The organism is Paraburkholderia sp. CNPSo 3281 (assembly GCF_024206515.1).
GTDB lineage: Bacteria > Pseudomonadota > Gammaproteobacteria > Burkholderiales > Burkholderiaceae > Paraburkholderia > Paraburkholderia nodosa.
This window is the reverse complement of sequence record NZ_JAMBPS010000028.1, coordinates 85,066-102,534: the sequence shown is the minus strand read 5'-3', so window position 1 is coordinate 102,534 and position 17,469 is coordinate 85,066. Positions and strand designations below refer to the sequence as shown.

At 58.7% G+C, this 17,469-nt stretch carries 13 protein-coding genes and 1 pseudogene; 5 read left to right on the top strand and 9 right to left on the bottom strand.

From position 1 onward, the window contains the following. The coding region (locus tag M3I56_RS24695) for a hypothetical protein (RefSeq protein ID WP_254356189.1) at window positions 1-1,208 on the top strand (1,208 nt) is incomplete at its 5' end. A gap of 172 nt (window positions 1,209-1,380) precedes the next feature. Here M3I56_RS24695 and M3I56_RS24690 read toward each other — a convergent pair. The 4 genes and pseudogenes from M3I56_RS24690 to M3I56_RS24675 all read right to left on the bottom strand — a co-directional run bounded on the left by M3I56_RS24690 (window position 1,381) and on the right by M3I56_RS24675 (window position 5,047). Continuing rightward, window positions 1,381-3,303: a protease pro-enzyme activation domain-containing protein gene (locus tag M3I56_RS24690; protein WP_254345428.1), complete on the bottom strand. Its 1,923-nt coding sequence runs from the start codon at window positions 3,301-3,303 to the stop codon at window positions 1,381-1,383. 457 nt (window positions 3,304-3,760) lie between these two features. Further along, window positions 3,761-3,955 (bottom strand): annotated as a pseudogene (locus tag M3I56_RS24685) (transposase); the annotation flags it as partial. A 79-nt stretch (window positions 3,956-4,034) separates the two neighbouring features. Continuing rightward, window positions 4,035-4,421, bottom strand: a complete 387-nt coding sequence (locus M3I56_RS24680) for a group II intron maturase-specific domain-containing protein (protein ID WP_254345431.1) — start codon at window positions 4,419-4,421, stop codon at window positions 4,035-4,037. Between the two features lie 29 nt (window positions 4,422-4,450). Next, window positions 4,451-5,047 carry an ISAs1 family transposase gene (locus tag M3I56_RS24675; RefSeq protein WP_254345406.1) on the bottom strand — a complete coding sequence of 199 codons (597 nt, stop codon included), beginning with the start codon at window positions 5,045-5,047 and terminating at the stop codon, window positions 4,451-4,453. A gap of 860 nt (window positions 5,048-5,907) precedes the next feature. On the opposite strand from M3I56_RS24675, the gene M3I56_RS24670 reads away from it, so the two are divergent. After that, window positions 5,908-6,405, top strand: coding sequence for a transposase (locus tag M3I56_RS24670; RefSeq protein WP_254345408.1), 498 nt, complete (start codon window positions 5,908-5,910; stop codon window positions 6,403-6,405). A gap of 53 nt (window positions 6,406-6,458) precedes the next feature. Beyond that, the gene (locus M3I56_RS24665; protein ID WP_254345410.1) at window positions 6,459-6,866 is read left to right on the top strand and encodes a transposase family protein; all 408 of its coding nucleotides are present in this window, start codon (window positions 6,459-6,461) and stop codon (window positions 6,864-6,866) included. A 297-nt stretch (window positions 6,867-7,163) separates the two neighbouring features. Here the strand turns inward: M3I56_RS24665 and M3I56_RS24660 are convergent, their stop codons facing one another. From M3I56_RS24660 to M3I56_RS24640, 5 genes are all read right to left on the bottom strand, one after another. Then, window positions 7,164-8,057 carry a hypothetical protein gene (locus M3I56_RS24660; protein ID WP_254316971.1) on the bottom strand — a complete coding sequence of 298 codons (894 nt, stop codon included), beginning with the start codon at window positions 8,055-8,057 and terminating at the stop codon, window positions 7,164-7,166. 396 nt (window positions 8,058-8,453) lie between these two features. After that, window positions 8,454-9,413: a DUF2971 domain-containing protein gene (locus M3I56_RS24655; RefSeq protein ID WP_254316970.1), complete on the bottom strand. Its 960-nt coding sequence runs from the start codon at window positions 9,411-9,413 to the stop codon at window positions 8,454-8,456. A gap of 226 nt (window positions 9,414-9,639) precedes the next feature. Beyond that, window positions 9,640-10,968, bottom strand: a complete 1,329-nt coding sequence (locus tag M3I56_RS24650; protein ID WP_254356190.1) for an IS4 family transposase — start codon at window positions 10,966-10,968, stop codon at window positions 9,640-9,642. 126 nt (window positions 10,969-11,094) lie between these two features. Then, entirely contained in the window at window positions 11,095-11,241 is a 147-nt protein-coding gene (locus M3I56_RS24645; protein ID WP_254344922.1) for a hypothetical protein, read from the bottom strand. Window positions 11,242-11,266: 25 nt separating this feature from the next. Further along, complete coding sequence (locus M3I56_RS24640) at window positions 11,267-11,815, bottom strand: hypothetical protein (protein WP_254344924.1); 549 nt, start codon at window positions 11,813-11,815, stop codon at window positions 11,267-11,269. A 2,849-nt stretch (window positions 11,816-14,664) separates the two neighbouring features. Between M3I56_RS24640 and M3I56_RS24635 the strand changes: the two genes are divergently transcribed. Both M3I56_RS24635 and M3I56_RS24630 read left to right on the top strand, forming a co-directional pair. Further along, window positions 14,665-15,318, top strand: coding sequence for a ParA family protein (locus M3I56_RS24635; RefSeq protein ID WP_238467015.1), 654 nt, complete (start codon window positions 14,665-14,667; stop codon window positions 15,316-15,318). 2 nt (window positions 15,319-15,320) lie between these two features. Then, window positions 15,321-16,349: a ParB/RepB/Spo0J family partition protein gene (locus tag M3I56_RS24630; RefSeq protein WP_254356188.1), complete on the top strand. Its 1,029-nt coding sequence runs from the start codon at window positions 15,321-15,323 to the stop codon at window positions 16,347-16,349. The last annotated feature ends 1,120 nt before the right edge of the window (window positions 16,350-17,469 follow it).

The following is a 17,469-nucleotide window of genomic DNA, read 5'->3' as shown; positions in this document are numbered from 1 at the left end:
CGATGCGCGGCGTCATCGAATTCATGAGCGACCTGCTGGGCGTGTCCATCAGCCTGGGCACCGTGCACAATGTTCACCAGCGTGCCGCGCAGCGGGCGATGGCCATCAACAACAGCATCGACCTGTCGGCCATCCGGGTGGGACTGCACGACGAGATCTTTCAGGGGACCCGGCCGGTTCTTACCGGCATCGATGCGGCTTCCACCTACTGCTATCTGCTGGCTGACGAAGACCACCGTGATGGCGATATCTGGGCCATCCATCTGCTGGACCTGCAGAGGCAGGGACTGCATCCCGACTTTACGATTGCCGACGCCGGCACGGGTCTGCGCGCAGGCCAGAAGCTCGCATGGCCCGATACCCCCTGTCACGGCGATGTTTTCCATATCTGCCAGCAGTTCGAAACCCTGGCCAACATCTGGACACGTCTGGCCAGCGGCGTACGCACTGAACGCAAAGCCCTCGAAGCGCGACTGGCCAATCCCCGCCGGCGCTGCCAGGACAGCCTCCTGATTGACCGGCTTGACGAACTTCGCCCGCTCGAGGCGCGGGCACATCAGCGCGCGGACGACCTTCGCACACTTACCCTGTGGCTGGAGCGCGATGTCCTGTCGCTGGCCGGGCCCGATCTGCCGACCCGCCAGGAGCTGTTCGACTTTATCGTCGAGCAACTTCGTCAGCGTGAACCTGAAGATCCCTCACGCATCGGCACGATGCGCGTGGCCCTGCAAAACCAGCGCAACGATCTGCTCGCCTTCGCCGGCGTGCTGGACCAGAAGCTCGACGCCATCGCAAGCGATACTGCCGTCGCCGGGCATCTCGTACGGGCAACGTGCCTGTTGCACCGCAAGCCGGAAACCTCCGTCGCATTCTGGCAGGCATGGAACCGGCTGCATGCGGCCATCGGCCGCCGGTTCCACGAAGTCTGGACTGCGGTTTCGCAGGCGCTGCACGACACTCCGCGTAGCAGTTCCCTGGTGGAGAGCCTGAACTCGCGCCTGCGCAACTGCCTGACGCTGCGGCACCATCTGGACGGCGGTCGCGCCTGGCTGGAGCTGCTGAAATTCTTCGTCAATCATCGCCGCTTCACACGCAGCCGTTGCAGCGGGCGGGTCGGCAAAAGTCCGCGCGAAGCGATGACCGGGGAAGCACATTCGCACTGGCTGACGCTGCTCGGACTCGGCCCGCTTCAACCCCGGGAGATCTGATGCCGGGAGGTCGTTGCAGGCCTCCTGTTTGCATCGCATTCCTTACCAATTCTGCATTTTTATGCAGGACGGTTCAGCTCGTCCGTGTAACGCAAAAAAGCGGGCTTTTGAACCACGCCCGCTCCAGGTGCCTCCCCATGTGTAACGCGCCTTTGAACCTCGCCTCAGAACCTTACTGCGCGGGCCAACTTGGCAATGCCGCGTTGACCTTTGCGAAGTTCAGGCTGCCAAAGCCCGTAACGTTGTCCCAGCCAGCCTTCGCAGTGTAGCCGTGGCCACCGTAGCCGTTGTTGCCCGATGTCACGTCGTGGTGCAGCGCCGGATTGCCCGGGAGATTCTGATAGAACTTTGGCGTTGGCAGGCCGAGGCTGTTGTTGTTGGCCGATTCGAGCCGCGCCCAGCCGCCCACGAAGATCGGTGACGAGAGGCTCGTGCCGCCGCTGAGTTCCCGCTGCCCGTTCACGATGATGTACGCGCCCGTGTATTGCCCAGCATCGAACGCCACGTCGGGCAGCGCACGCTTCGTCACCGGGCTGCCGAGCGCCGCCGCGGTCTGCCAGCTGGGCGCGGCTTCGTACTTGCTCACGCCCCCGCCCGTCGCCCAGATCCGTACTGCGTTGCCGACCTGCTCGCCGTTTCTGTCGAACATGGGTTTGACGCCCTCATTCCACGCGGTTTCGCCCGCCCACATCGTGGCGCCGGTCGTCGAGAGGGTCGTACCGCCCACTGCGACGACATACGGCGAGCTCGCGGGATGCCCCACGCTGTATTTAGACAGATCAATCGTCGGGGTGACCGAGTTGCCCTCTAACGTGCCGATGTACCCCTGTCCTCCTCGGTCAGCCCCCGATTCAATATAGGCGCCCGCATCGCCTGAGCTGACGGAGAAGATCTGCCCTTGCGCGTAAGCCTGCTTGAACAGGGCGTCGTCAGCGGCGAGCGAGCCATCCTTATTGGCCGAATCTTCGTCGATCCCTAGCGACACATTGATGATGGTCGCCTTATTGTCGGTCACCGCCTTGTTGTAAGCGGCGGTCAGCGTTGCATCGCTCAGACCGCTGTCGTGGGGGTCGCCGTTCGCGGCCGAATAGAAGATCAGCTGCCTGACGCCGCCGGATGTGCCGATGATGCACTGGCTGTCGAGACGCCACTCCGTATTGCCGTCGTCGGCCAGGGTGCCCAATCCACCCGGTACGACCGCCGTGTTCACCGTCGGCAGGTCTGCGTTCCGCGTGAAAACGTTCAGGTCGGCGATGGTCTTGGTCATGTCGCCCCAGGCGATGATGCCCACCGTCGTGTTGGTCCCGGCGGGCAGGCTGCTCGCGTCATAGATCTTCGCGAAATCGGTCGGCTGGTGGCCGACCTGCTGCGACGCGTCTGTCGTATTCTCCGGAATGGGGTTCGGTTCGATGACCGCTTCCGGCGCGAAGCGGTGTAGCGGGTGCGGCACGGCCGCATTCTGCAGGCCGAGTACCGAATCGACGGTCGAGCCGAGCGATGGCGGGACCTGGGCTGGCAAATCGTTTGCGTAGACCGGCTTGCCGTGGTAGTTAAAGCGCTTCATGCTCGTGCTGAAGGCACTTTCCGCGTTACCTGCGTTGCCGTCGGCGAAGATCAGCATGTTGTTCTCCGATACCGAGACGTTGCGGAAGCCGTTCGCCTTCAGGTGAGCGACCACGGTCGCGACCTGCGCGTCGGAAGGCGAAAAGCGCGCCTTGAACTGCGCCGGCGTGAGGTACTTGTGATAACTTGCACTGCCCGGCTGGTTGAGGTCGCGAAGGAACCTGTCGAGCTCGTCCAAGTTGCGGTTCTTCAGGGCCACGGCGATGTGCAGCGGCTGACTCAGTTCGAGCGGCGTAAAATTCGTATCGGTCAGCGGCGGATTGCTGAGGCTGTTCAGCGAGTAGCGGCGCTCCGCATCAGGTTTGGCCGATGCCGGCGCATTTGGCACGAGGAAGGCTTCGGTGCGGGTCGGGACCCAGTTGGTCGCCGCATGGGCGAGCAGCGGGATCATCGAGGCCGCTAAGCAAAGCGAACGGACCGTTAGTTCAAAGGCTCGTCGGAATTTGCGATTGCCGAAATGAATTGACTGCATTGGAAGCTCCGAAATTTCAACGAAGGTTGGAGTCCAGCGACACACTCGCCAGACTGCCGGAGAAGCATCTGTACTGCCTCGACATGATCCGTGTCGGTTCCATACTTTCAGCTTCAAGCATTGGCGGCCCGTTTATATAGTGATATTGGGCATCGAGACAGGCAGACCTTTTCCCGTACATGTGGCCCCTCGTCAGACAGTGCGCCTTACAGCCGGTCGAAGGGCTTGACTGTCTGATGATGTAAACGCTATGACCCTAGCTGCGGCTTGGACAGAAGGCGGCTGGGGGACGATGTTGCCGTCATCGCTTAAGGCAATGCTGATCAAGCCTTGTAAACGCGACTGATTGCGATTGAGCATGCGTAAACTTTCCGAATATCCAATGAAGACGGTCATTCCACTTCCTTTCATCGTGCAGCAGGCGTTCTGCACGGGCTTTTCGCCCGTGTTTCGCCCATTACGGGCGCACCTGTGGCGTTAATCGGCCTCGCGACAGGTAAAGGTTCGCCAGCGCGAGCGAAACGAAGGCGCGATTGACGTTCTTCGCCAGGCCGCGATAGCGCACCTTCGTGAAATCCCACAACCGTTTGACCACGGCGAACACATGCTCGACGCGGGCGCGAATCTTCGACTTGTTGCGGTTCTTGCGACGCGCCACTAAGAACCGGACGTGCGAGTCGCCCCGCATCCGGCTCAAGCCATTCACCAGCACCAGCGTTGGTACCGGGCAATCAATCATCAGTCGCGGCTCGACGACGGGCGAAGTAGGACGACCACGCGGAGTCAAACGGATTGGCCTGGCCACGTACCTTCACGTGACGAACAATCGGAACCGTCGCAGCCCGAAACAGCCGGGTTACTCCGAAGGCTGGGGACCGGGCAGTAAACGCCCAGGTACGGTTCCCCTCTACGTGGAAGTATTTGTTTTTCACCCAGCCCGCGCCTTTCGTGGGGTGCCGACGCATCGCCCATTTCCACAAGAGGCGCCAGATGTGAGCATCTACCGACGTAAAATGAGATTTTGAGACCACATGACGGTGATACATGGCCCAACCCCGAATCACCGGGTTGAGCTGTACGATCAGATTCCGCTGTGTGGCGCTCTTGTGCTGCCTCACGATTTCCCTGACCTTTTCCAGAAGTGCCTTCACACTCTTGTCGGCCGGTTTGATGAGCAGCTTACCCGCGTACTTGCGGACGCGATCTCCCGCTGGCAGCCCATCGCGTCGATCGTCACGATCGCACCCTTGAGCAGCAAGGCATCCAGCAATGCCGGGATCGCGGTGATTTCGTTGCTTTTGTCGGCAGTCCTGACCTGGCCCAAAGTCGCCCCCAACGCGCCGCAATAGGCCGATACCAGATGGATCGCGTTACGCCCCATCCCGTGCGAGCGCCGTACCGTCTTGCCGTCAATTGCCACCACCTGGCCCGCGACTGCCGGACAAATGCCGCTTACCCATCGCACAAAGCATGCCTCGAACTGCCGCGCATCAAGCGCCGCGAATACGCGCCCGAACGTGTCATGCGAGGCAATCCCATTTTGCAGCGGCAAGTACCGGTGCAGCCACTCCAGTTGCCCTTGCCCCCACAAAGCGATCCCCACCCAGCTGTCGGCACCCGACAGGATCGCTGCCAGTGCAACCACCAGCATCTCCGTCAGATCATGCCCTAGAGTGCGTACACGCGGGTCCTTCAGGTCCCCAAACGCGTCTTGCAAACTCAACGGCTCGTATTCGTCGTCCACACCACTCTCGGCTCTTGGCAAAACCAAGAGTAAACGCGCCTTCGTGGCAGTTTACAACCCCTATTCGTAACCCACTGTGTGTAAACAATTTTTCATGCAATTGCCCTGGCATGACACCCATGAGTGGTGGACTTGATCAGCATTGCCTTAACTGGGCCGCGACCTCTTTGAGAGCTGCGGCGACGCCTGTCACGTTGCAAGGAGCGTGAAAGCCCAAATTTGGACGGCATTTTCGGGGCATTGCGTTAATGATCACAAGTTTTGCCATGATTGAATTCGACGCGAATGTCCGCGGCTCAGGATAGATCGCAGATTATTAGTAACGGTAGTACTCCATATAAAATCCGGCACTAAGCTGTTGATCCAGCTCGGTCGCGAGCAATTGACCTAAATACCTGCATCCTACGCTTCCAATGCGGAGAGATCGTTCTAATTATGTCGCGAGCTCCTGTCAAAACGCAAGCAAACTGGAATCAATAAAAATGATGCCGTGGTTTATGATGAGGCATTGTCACGTTGGCAAGGGCGGTCAAGCTAAAACGACCAGATGACAAAGACCAAATCGCTCTATCACGGTCACCGGTTCCCTGCGGCGGTCATTCGCCCGTCCTGAACAATCCATAGAGCCTTGAGTGACAGGGCTTACCAGTGGAAATGGTGTTGTTGGAATTGCGGGGACTTGACATATTGCTGCGTGTAGCCTGCAAATTCTGACGAGGTCTGGATGGGTCCAAAGGCACCTGTAAAGCTACTGGTTGCAGGTTTTTCTCAGGTTAAAAACAGGCGGAGAGTGAGCTGGGTAAAGGGATTCGAGCGGTTGTCGTCGAAGCGGCTAGAATCCATCGCTTTGATGATGGAAAATGGCCCAACGCCAAGCCCGACAAGGGATTCCGGTGGAATTGAGCGAAGCGCAATTCAACGAATTTGTCTTGCCTCATTTACCACGGGGTCGTCGTGGCCCGCTGCCGCGACTGCCACTGTACAGGATCTTCAACTACATCCTGAAGGCGCTGTACCTTGGATGCCAGTGGCACATGCTGCCGATCGACAGGAATCAGCAGGGTCGACGCGAAATTCATCCGACCAGCATTTACCGGATCTTTCGTCGCTGGCACGCGAGCGGATGTTTCGACGCGATATTTCTCGCGTCAGTGCGCCGGCTTCAGCAGGACCAGTTGCTCGATCTGTCGATCATTCACGGCGACGGCACAACGACTGCGGCAAAGAAAGGCGGCGACAATCTCGGTTTTAGCGGTCACAAAAGACTCAAGGGCTGCAAGATCGTGGCTTTCTGTGATCGGCGCTGCAACGTCATCGCACCGTTCCTGGTCGCACCCGCCAATCACCAGGGCTGTTAACTTCTGCTGCGCCGTGTTAACGTCGCCCCTTCGAAACAAGGGGCAAAACGTAGATGATGTTCGGTGGCGTATTTTCGGAATTGCGGGACGTTCGGCGGGCGCAGGGCAAGCGCTATGCGCTGGAACCGTTGCTTTGTGCGATCGTAATGTCGATGCTGGCCGGATCGCAATCGCTTCGGACAATTGAAGCGTTTATCGAGGAGCAACTGGCCAACCTGAACCGGCTGTTCGGGACAGGATGGCGCAAGGCGCCGTGCTGGGTGGCGATCCGGGATTTTCTGCTGGGTCTGGACGAGCAGGAGCTTGAGCGCGCGTTTCGGGAGCACGCACACCGGCAGGTATCGCCGCCACCCGGTCGGCAATTCATTGCCATCGATGGCAAGGCATTGCGGGGAAGTGCAGATCGAGTGAAGGACATCGCAGCGGCTCTGGTGCAAATAGCGCGGGGGCGAATCGGTTAAGGTGTCGGGCTGAACTATTGAGAACCGACGATGAGCAAGCTGAAGAGCCTGGACGAACTGTTTGCAGGCCGTCACTTTGACCGCGATGTGATCATTCTGTGTGTTCGCTGGTAACTGAGGAGCGTTCCCATTGTTTGTCGTGCCCTGCGCCATCGAATTCTGCCTGATGATGCATGTGGTCAAGGTTTGCCAGCGCAAGAAGGTAGCCAATCGGGAAATGCCCAGCGGCTTGAGTAGACCACATTAACAGCGCCCCCGCAGTCCGGCGCCGCAATCGGGAGCAGCCAAGCTCACGGCTCACGCAACGCGCTCGGGCTTCGATGAAACCTGCTGCTCAAGGCGTCCCATAGACTTGTAGATTGAGGTCCAACTGTTCAACGCGACGTCAGAAGCCAACAGGCGACGCTGATCATTAGAAAGGTCCTTGAGCTTCGCATTTTTGAGCGTCTCATCGACCACATCAGTCAGCGCCATCATGCGCTTCTTCTCGCGGTTGCGGAGGAAAATGCCCTGTGCAATCAGCGCCATCAACGCGACAGCGATCGTTGCGATCATGGCCAACCGCGCACCGTACCGCTGGAAAAACGTGCGCTCTGCGAGTTGCATTTCGAACAGGTGCGAGGAATCCCATGCTCGCCATCCAAAATTCGGCGCGCTCGCAGAAACCGCAAGGTTCGGGGCGACCTTTCCGACGAAGTAGAGCTGGAACGAGTGACTTCCGTTGCCGTTGGTTGACCGGAGCACCTGTGGCACCTTGAAAGAAAAGGCCACGGTGCGGCCATGAACAACAGGCTTGATGCTCTCAGCGACCGAGAAGTCCTCGATACCGCCATCCATAGCGCGCGCACCGAGGAACTCCGGGAGCGAGCCATCGGCGTTGTTGGCCGCAATGGTGATCTGGGTCTCGGCGGCGTCCCGATCCGTGTAGTTGTAGAGCACAATTTCAGTGTCGGCTACCTGGTCGATTTTCGCGTTCGTCTGCGTGTTCTGAAGGATGAACCGTGCGTTCGGGACGGGGGATAGCGTGCCCCATGAAAGCTGGGGAACCTTCTGGATATCAATCTGGCGTGGGCGGTTTTGTGCCTCGTCCGCGCCGATAGTGGCATACAGCTGCCCAAGATAGGCTGAGACAGCAAGAAACAACGAACCGGCAAGCCATTTGGCAAAAGATGCAATTTTGGTTTGAGCCATATAGTCAGATCAGTTTGTCCGTTTACTTCGCGAAACGCCTCGAAGGGCAAATCACGGTTGGATACCCACGTTTTGGTGATCGGACAAAATGGCTCTAAATAAAGGGGGGATCGCGAATATTTTTTACGCCCGCGTAGCGACTTGCGTTTGCCTAGCGAGAACCGCCCAACGTACTCGTGGCGCCTCTGCCTCGCGCCGACCCAAGTAACCTTCCCTGTTCGGCAGGGCCGCTTTGCGAGCAGAACCGCGGTCTAGAAGGTAAAAAGGGTGGGCCAGTTTGGCGTCCGGTACCCGAGGCGGCCGCGCGTTTTTGGCGGCCTACGCCTAGCCGACCGACACCCCCTGCGGCGTTGGCGACCGTCAGTTCGTAACTTCCATGGGGCAACACCCTCACCGTTAGGCCGCGCCGGAAGCATCAGCGCTGCAATGTTCGGCGGCAGCCGACGGACGTGTGATCCGACGTGATCGTCTGCGCGATGCTGGCCTGCCACGCCACCTTTGTGGCGCCGGCTTTCCGTGCGGGAAAATGCCGATCGCGTACCTTTCGCTGGCGAGATGCGCATCGAAGAGCGCTGGAGACGTCCCTCCGGCTCTGATACGCCGCTCGACAAGCGCTTTCACCGTTTCCTTGTTCTCGGCCGAACATCTTGCACCAAAAATGATCCCCGTCAGCGCACGCCGCTCAAACGGCAGGAGGGTTTTTGCACCGTGCGTGCGCAGGATCCGGCTTTCCTGCTCGTAGGACCACTCGGTACTCTTTGTCAGAAGAGACCTCAGCGCGTCGGTCCTGTCAGGATTGGTCCACTCCATCGATGGATAGGTGTCACCGTATTCGACCGGCAACGCGTACGTGAAGACATCGGGGTCGGCGGGAACATAGAAGACGAGGCAAACACCACGATGGTTGTGCGCGTAGTGCGCCCACATCAGCAAACTACGGGGCGTTTCCGCCATTGAGTAGATCCCGTAGGCGTTTGCATTCAGGTCATACGCTCTCTGCGCCCGTATCTTCGCACGGCCGTGCGTCAGCATATCGCCATGCAGCGCTTCCCGTTGTTTCATGTTGAGGCCGGCAGGCTGCCCTGCCCGCCTACCCTTCGCGCTCGACTTGAGCTGCTCGAGCCTGGCTCTGCGCGCCTGCAAGTCTGCGCTGACGCGGACAACGCATTGGGCATCGAAGGGATCGTTGAACTGCTCGCGCGACGACAGATAAAACGTGGAGCTGAGCAAAAGCGGCTCGAGATGCTGCGCCGAAACGTGACGGTACTTGTAGAGCAGCCGCGGATACCTGCTTTGCTGGTTCAACACACGCCGAACATCCCAGCACGGATCCGGAAACAGTTCACTTTTCTTCATGTTGATAACAGGTAGACGGCAAGCTAAAGGAGGACCCTAGCGCCTCGCCATTCGTTGCTGGTGATCGCTGCAACGATAACCGCGCGGCTGACTTCTCCGGCGCGTTTTAAGAAACAGCCCGGCACAGCAGCTGTTAAATTGCCATAAGGCCAAGTGCCACGGGGTCGGCCGAAGAACCGCCGCCGCGCGCCGCCAACAAAAACGCCACCCGAAGGTGTAATGCCGTTCAGTTAAGGTCCCGTTTCAGGTACCGAACGGTGTAGCGGAAAGGTCTGGACTTGACGGCCCGTGCGCAAGAGCGCCCGGGCCGTTTTTCGTTGGCAAGCTGCTTGAGCCGCTCGCGCAGGCGCACGAGCAGCGCAGGAAGTTTGCCGTACGAGCGGGTCACGGCTGCCCATGACATCTCATACTGAATCGTGTGAAACGCGCGGATGAAGCTCAGGTCCTCGGGGGCGCGTCCGGCCTCAAGCGCGGCCTTCGCCACCTCCAGCCGGATCAGGTTGTAGGCAATCAGGGCGCCCCAGAACTCCTGGTAGACGCCGTCAACGGTCTGGCTGCGCAGGGTCAACTCCATGCCCAGCATCGACTGCTTCAATTCCCGGTAACTGGTCTCGATCTGCCAGCGACGTGCGTAGCAGGACACGATGTCCGTTGCCTTGAACCGCTCTCGATCACACAGGGAGCTGAGCAATACCCGCTGCCGGCCACGCGCATCGACGGCAAGCACGGCACGGGCTTGCCAGAACTCAGGCAGTTCCGGACAGGCCTTTCGCGCCTGGGGCGATACACGCATGCGCACCATCTGGTCGCCGGGTTCGCCGCTGAGCACCTCCCAGCGCGTATTGGACTTGGCTGGAATGATGAAATGCCGGTTCGCGCCACCCGAGACCAGGTTGCACAACAACTGGGCCGACAGAAACCCTTTGTCAAACACCGTAATGGAGTTCTCCGGCACGCGCGGAACAAGCTGGCGCGCCGAGATCATCTCGTTGACGTCGTAAGGGCCGAATTCGGCGTCGCGCACCAGGTGCGTGGGAATGGCAGTCAGCGTGACTGCGCGCAACTGGGGGTAGCTGCCCACCCGGTCATGTGCGGCCACGGACGCCCCGTAGTGCCTGCGGTTGGCGGGACTGTCGGCCGTGCGCAGCGTGGTGCCGTCCATGGCGAACAGCGAGAATCCCTTGAAGAGGTAGTGTGCCTGATCCTGGGTAGTCCAGTTCCTGGCGCATTCGTGAAAGAGCCACGCCAGCGGCGCGGCGCCAGTGCGCTGTCGTGCCTGGGCGATGGCACTCTTGCTGACAAACGACGCATCGGGTGCGGGAAGAGCAAGCTCCAGGGCGTCAACGACCTCACTGACCGACTGATGCCGGTACAGCGCCAGCGCGATCACCAGCCACACCACCTGCTGCGCTGGCAGGCGGCGCCGCCGGATGCTGGCGCTGCCGCTGGCCTGAACTGCCTGTTCAATCCATTCATATGGCAGATGCTGGCCCAGCCGATCCCATTCGAACGGCGGGTGCGCATCGACAAGAAGAGGAAGGTCGTCAACCAGCATGGCGACGAAAGTTAACACCGTCGCGCCCTGTTTACAACAGGCGCTCGCCACAAACAAAAATGCCGTTCAGTTGCTTAACTGAACGGCATTACACCCGAAGGTGGCGTTGTCGGTGCCCGGGCGGAATCAGTCCTGCCGGGATTCGGCGGTGCGCCGTGCGCGCACGCGCAGCGTCGCGCGATAGATCGGCCGGGCAGGCTGCTTCGGCAGCGTGCCATTCGCCATCGCGGCCTCGGTGTGTTCTAGGACCACGGCAAAGCCGCGCTTCTGCATCGCGACCACTTTCGGGCGCAACCTGCTAGATGCGTTCAAAGCCATAGAATCCTCCTTCGTCAGTGGCGGGCCGCGTCACACACCGGAACGACGCCCCGAATTCGCCCCGGCCAAACCGGCGCGACATCCTATTATAGAGCGAGTCGAGCTTGCCGTTCTGCGGCGCATAGAAATACTGGCGCACGGCCGGAAACGCTAGGGCATGCCCTTCGACGGCCACAGCGAGCACCTCCATGAACTGCCAGATCATGCCGGGGTCCGGCAGCGGCCACGCGCCCGGGTCGAACATGGTGTCCCGGTCGGCGCCGGCACGCAGGAACTTGACGATGCGCGAACCCGTCGCCGGAATGAAACCATTGTTCCATGCAGTGGCTGTGTCGCGAACGAAATCGGGGTCGTTTCCCGCGTACGCCATGACGTCGGCGAAGAAAACGAGAAACCGCGTACCGGCAAAGTCGATGCCGACCGCTTCCACGGTTAGGTCAATGGGCAGGGGCTCGGTCACGACGATGGCGTCGTCGGGCGGGTCCGGAAACAGGCGGGCGATCAGCGGCGGGGTCACATAGTCGATCATTCGTCGGTCGGGCTTTTTCGCTCCATTGTATCCACACACGGGCTCTCAGGCCCCGCCGCGCGATTCGCGCCGCCAGGCCCGTTGCCGGGTAGACAGCTCTAATTTTACAGGTTTGCCAACATCGTCAAGTCTGATAGCGGGATTATCAGACATGCGGTTTCATTCGCCGGGCCGGGGTCAATTGCGCCAATTCGGACGGGCCGTCTTCGAGGTGAATTAACCCGACGGAGTTGCCGTAACTTGAGGCTGGAATTCGCGGTTCGGAACTGGGCAGACTGGCCGGCGCCACGCTCCTCGTACGATTAAGTCCGCCAAACACCGGGCTTGAGACGCTTGCGACTTGCTACAAATTACGTATCGTTCGATACATGCATGCCTCAAAGACGAGGCCTCCGATGATTGGCCGGTCTTCCCAGTGAAATTTGCTGACCCTCGATCTCGGATTCCGTGAAACAAAACCTTGCGGAACGTCCGAAAGTCCCATCATATATGGTTCTCAGGTCGGATAGCCTGCTCATTCGAATGTTTCACGATTTTGCACCGAGCGCTCCGATTCCATTAAAGCCGCCCGGGGCTTTGCGCCCGGGTTAGGTTAGGTAGGAGCGCGCCCGACGGTCCGCGAGACTGCTCATCGTGTCTCGCTCGCGCTTTCAACTGCCGCGAAATGAGTGTCTGGCGGCGACGACATTGCCACTTTTTGCCTTGCCTGCCGTCGCGCGTCCGAGCGGACACTGCTCCGCGCCGCAGGCGTTTTCTTTGCATTCGAGTCGGTGACGGTTAGTTGTGAAACTCCGCGCGTTGCAGAGATCATGTCGGCTGGACGACAGATCCCCAGGGACTGCGCTCGACGTGGTCGCCACGCTGCGCGCATTTCGCGTTGCTCATAGACTGATGCGGCCCTTATCCCCAGCGTGACTTTATCGACACGGCGGTTGCGTTGATATTGCTGGCGATTGAGCGCGGCGATGCCCCACTCCATGGACCGGGTTCGGAGAAACCAATAGGGATTTGCCGTGAGACCTTTGCGCCAGTCGCCAGCAGCCGACTCAGCGCCGAGATTCTTCCCTGGCCGCTATCCGTACGGGGTCCCGAGAGCGGAAAGCGTAGTCGAGCGCGGCAATTGTCACATCATCGGATGCGTACGAGAGACCCGTGAAACCGAAAACACCCTACTCCCCCGTTCGTTTTTGCGCTGAGAATCGCGACCACACTCGGCGCAGTCCCTTATCAAAACAGACCTGCTTACCGCGCTCCCGCCGGTGATTTATCGTCACGCGAGAAGGGGTGACCACCTAAAGCGTCACTCGATCGTTCCCTCGCCCGCTGCTGGCACTCTTTCAGCGTGGCAGCAGCGAATAACCAAGGGGGCTTCGACGTCGTAGAGAAGATTCTCGATCAACATCCGGCGCGGATCGAGTCGAGCAACGTCTAGCGGAGAAGCCTCCGGGGGAGAACGTCGGAGATAAACTCCGGCTCTATCCCGGAGAACGGATCGTGCGCAGAGCCAAACTGCGACCTTATCCAGGAGTCAGTGACGCCTACTGCCCCGGGCCCCGTGGGATACGTCCGCCTCAACAAGGGGGACTCGCCCGTCTTGTGGGTGGAGAAGGCGAGGCTGCCCGTACGTTTCGTCATCGGGAAACGTGGTGCTTTTCCCGCGCGCACACTGTCCCGACCCGTTTACCAATCATTGCCTAGATACTGCGTACCTGACTTGCCGGTTTCTACGTAGAAACTCGTTTGTGCCGGCCTCGCGCTAAGACGATCGCAGATGGAACGGGGCGCTCACAGTCGCCGGTTTCTACGTAGAAACTGGCCGGCCCCCAGTTAGCATCAAGCTCTCAGTCGGTACGTCAAAGGCTCAGTTTCTACGTTGAAACTGCGATCTCCTTCGCCGCAGGGTGTAACGCAACTACGGGACGATGCGCCCCGAGAATTAAATTTAAATGCCACTGATGACCGTTGCCGTACAGAGGGCTAGCGTCAGCCAACCTTCACGGACTCCCGGCTTTTAATAGAAATCTGCGTGGACGCCGGGTCGGAGCGGAAAGGCCATTCGCTTCTACGTCTGGTTGCCATCTCGGTAATGGGAAGTTTCTACGTAGAAACTCGTTTGTGCCGGCCTCGTGCTAAACCGATTGGAACGGGGCGCTCACAGTCGCCAGTTTCTACGTAGAAACTGGCCGGCGCCCGGCCAGCATCGAACGCTCGGTCGATACGTCGAAGCCTCAGTTTCTACGTGGAAACTGTGCTTTCCTCCCCTGCGGTGGTGCAACGGAACTAATGGGACGATGCGCTCGGTAATCGACTTTTTAAATGTCACCGTTGATCGTTGCCGTACAGAGGAGCTAGCTTCAGCCACCCGTCACGGACTCGCCGGCTTTTACGGAAAGCTACGTGAACGCCGGGTCGGAGCGAAAAGGCCGTTCGTTTCTATGTCCGGTTGCCATCTCGGTAATTGGAAGTTTCTACGTAGAAACTCTTTCGTTGCGGGCTGTACCACGTCACGCTATTCGCTAAAGCGCGGGGTGTGCCTGTCGCTCCCGAAGATCTACACATTTTGCGGCGTGTGGCTCCGGGGAGAACTCCAACTCAAATCTAATCTCCAAATGACTTCCGTAGCGCTGATCCAAAACCTCCGTTGTTGAACATCTTCTCTCCCGAACTTCCTTCGACACGAGATAACGAAGGCTTCAGGCTCGATTCCCACAAAATTTCATTGAAATCGGCAAATTTCCTTGAAATATTTTGCCGCGCTGCCTAACATTCTGCGAACCTTATATCTGCCGGTTTCTACGTAGAAACCGCAAGTGATGAGTGTCCTGAGCGGAACAACGAATGGAGCCCGCATGGCAGCAAAAATAATTACTGTCTTTAATCAGAAAGGTGGGTCCGGGAAGACGACAACCTCCTGCAACCTCGCCGGCGTTCTCGGCTTAAGGGGACATAAGACGCTGCTCGTAGACTTGGACGAACAAGGCACGGCAACTCTTTCAGTTGGCGCAGCGTCTGATGATCGGCCGTTCCCGGCTGCATTAACGAGCCTGTCTAGAAGTCCACGGCCGGATCGTGAAATCGCAAAATTCGTTGATGACTATGACTTCATAATCATCGACTGCCCGCCGGCGATTCGGTCCAGTGCCCCGTCCGTTGCGCTGCTGATCTCCGATCTTGGTTTAATCCCGGTTGGCGCCTCGGGCGGTAACCTCTGGGCGGTTCAAGAAGCGAAAAAGCTTGGGGTTACCGCTCAGGTGACAAATCCCGACCTAAAGCTTCGCTCGCTCGCCAACATGGATCAAAAGGTGACGATTGTTCAACAAATATTTGAAGCCGCTGAGCAAGATGAAGATATTCCGATGCTAAAGACGCGTCTGGGCTTCCGGACTGCGTACAAGGAGGCGGAGGTCTCCGGGAGCACCGTTTTGCAGATCCGCGGTGCCAAAGCAGCGCACAAGGAGATCAACGCATTCGTCGACGAAGTACTGAAGGTCCTAGGGGAGTAACGATGGCGAAGAAGAACTTCTCAGCGGCACTGAACGCCGGCGTGCAACGCGATAAGGAACTGCGGGACACGAGCATCGCTTCTCGCTTTGAGCGCGTTGAAGCCGCCCTCGACGGTCGCGCGACGCTTCTGGAAACCGCCCCGGACGAGTCCCCGATCCGGGCGGTGGCTCCCAATACCTACGTAGAGACGCTGGAGCGCGACGGCAAGATTACAGCGATCTACGCTATGTGGCCTATCGACAAGATTGACGATAATCCGCTGAACAGCCGGACCATCTATCAAGAGGAAAAGATTTCGGCCCGTGCCGCTTCAATGGCAAAGGACGGGCAGCTTGTGCCCGCGCTTGCAGCGAGACACCCTAGCGATAATACGCGAACGATACTGATCGACGGACACTATCGAAAGCAAGGGGCACTGCGGAATCGCGGCACCACGTTAGACCTCAAGATCCTGGATGGCCTCGCGCCGATCGATTTCTACAGACTCGCGCGGGCCGCGAACAATGAGCGCGAACAAGAGACGGTCCTTGACGTGGCACTCGGATACAAAAAACTGCTCGACGAGGGCTATGCGAAAACGAACGACGAACTCGCACTCTTGGTTGAGGAGGGAAAGTCCAAGGTCAGTAAGACCCTGGCTGTGCTGGAGCTGCCGACGTCGGTGCAAGAGTTCATCGCTCTGTATCCAGAGCAATTCGGTCTCAACATTTCGTACGAACTCTCGCAATTTTTGAAGGCAACTGACGAACCGAAGACGCGCGAGCTTGCTCAGAAAATCGTCGATGAAGGCTTGTCATTCCTGAAGGTGAAGGCGATACGCGAGGGGCTTTCGCAGGGCCGCGCTCCACGAAAGACGTTCACAAGGCAATACAAAATCTCGAGCTCTGAAGGCGCTTCGATTGGAGCAATCAAGGAGTGGGGTAACGGCAATATTCAGGTTAGTTTGGCCTTGGAAAATCCAGAACGCGCCGCGGTCTATATCGAAGCACTCAAAAAGCTTCTCGACGAAGACGGCCACAAGGCACATTGAACTTCGTTGACGATGTACCCGTGGTGGGCGCCGCTATCCCGCGCGCGCTCCCGCATCCGCCTTCGGGAAAGCTGATGGCCCCCCGCCCGCGGACGGCGGGACTCGAAAGGTGACGTTTTCCGGGCCACGGATGCGATGTATCGCATTGGCAGAGTCGACATCACAGCGTTAGCCCGGGAAACGTCACCTTTCTGTTCAGCTATTCATCCCGTTCCTGTTGAAAGACCGCCCGACACAGAGGGGTTTCGCGCCGCGGGTCGGAAAGCGTCACCTTTCGCGCTTTTGACCTCAAGGACGAGTGCAAGCGCTCACTTCAAGGCACACGTCGGTGATTCTGGGTCGGAAAGCGTCACCTTTCAACCTGCCCATCGGCAAAAGCGGGTCGCCAAACGTCACTTTTCGCTGGGGCGGGGTCGTGCGGGTCGGAATACGTCACCGAGAACTGGACTAAGTTTGGGGGCGCGGGTCGGGAAACGTCACTTTTCGGATTTTGCGCAACTGCACTGGCTCGTCACTTTGCTCGTGACTCAGGTTTCCGGGTCGGGAAACGTCATCTTTTAGCCGCGAAAGCAGCCCGGAATGAGTCACCTTTCGGAGACGGTATCGTCAAAAGCAGGCCGGAATAGGTCACCTTTCCGTCTAGGGCCTCGATTGGGTCGGATAATGTCACCTATGTTCGGAAGGCTGACGGAAAAGTTGTTTGGAATCTGCGAGTTAGTGCCGCCAACACTCAGCGATTGCGCCCAGGTCTTGCCAGCTAACAGAGTGCTTGTGGAGCACTCGTCTCATGGGTGACATTTTCCGACCTGGATTGGCGCTCCTAAGATCGTTTGTCGCGGCGCATCAAAAGTGACGTATTCCGACCTTTGATAGGCTCCGAAGCCCGTTCGAAACCTCTTACGCTCCGCGCTTTGGGCCTTTTGTTGTTTCGCAGCGACTTTATCTAGGCTTCTTTTGTAAGATAGTTAGTAAACTCGTTTGTAAAACCTTTTGTAAACGGTCGGCGAATCTTCGCAACTATTTGTTTATTCGAGATTTTTGGCGTCTACTTTTACTTTTGAGGTGACGCATTCCGACCTCGACGTGACGCAATCCGACCCCAAGTTGACTTATTCCGGTC

Excerpts from the sequence above, each read along its gene's own strand:
- M3I56_RS24690 (WP_254345428.1), bottom strand. The coding sequence starts at position 3,303 with ATGCAGTCAATTCATTTCGGCAATCGCAAATTCCGACGAGCCTTTGAA.
- M3I56_RS24670 (WP_254345408.1), top strand. The coding sequence starts at position 5,908 with ATGGCCCAACGCCAAGCCCGACAAGGGATTCCGGTGGAATTGAGCGAA.
- M3I56_RS24665 (WP_254345410.1), top strand. The coding sequence starts at position 6,459 with ATGATGTTCGGTGGCGTATTTTCGGAATTGCGGGACGTTCGGCGGGCG.
- M3I56_RS24660 (WP_254316971.1), bottom strand. The coding sequence starts at position 8,057 with ATGGCTCAAACCAAAATTGCATCTTTTGCCAAATGGCTTGCCGGTTCG.
- M3I56_RS24655 (WP_254316970.1), bottom strand. The coding sequence starts at position 9,413 with ATGAAGAAAAGTGAACTGTTTCCGGATCCGTGCTGGGATGTTCGGCGT.
- M3I56_RS24650 (WP_254356190.1), bottom strand. The coding sequence starts at position 10,968 with ATGCTGGTTGACGACCTTCCTCTTCTTGTCGATGCGCACCCGCCGTTC.
- M3I56_RS24645 (WP_254344922.1), bottom strand. The coding sequence starts at position 11,241 with ATGCAGAAGCGCGGCTTTGCCGTGGTCCTAGAACACACCGAGGCCGCG.
- M3I56_RS24640 (WP_254344924.1), bottom strand. The coding sequence starts at position 11,815 with ATGATCGACTATGTGACCCCGCCGCTGATCGCCCGCCTGTTTCCGGAC.
- M3I56_RS24635 (WP_238467015.1), top strand. The coding sequence starts at position 14,665 with ATGGCAGCAAAAATAATTACTGTCTTTAATCAGAAAGGTGGGTCCGGG.
- M3I56_RS24630 (WP_254356188.1), top strand. The coding sequence starts at position 15,321 with ATGGCGAAGAAGAACTTCTCAGCGGCACTGAACGCCGGCGTGCAACGC.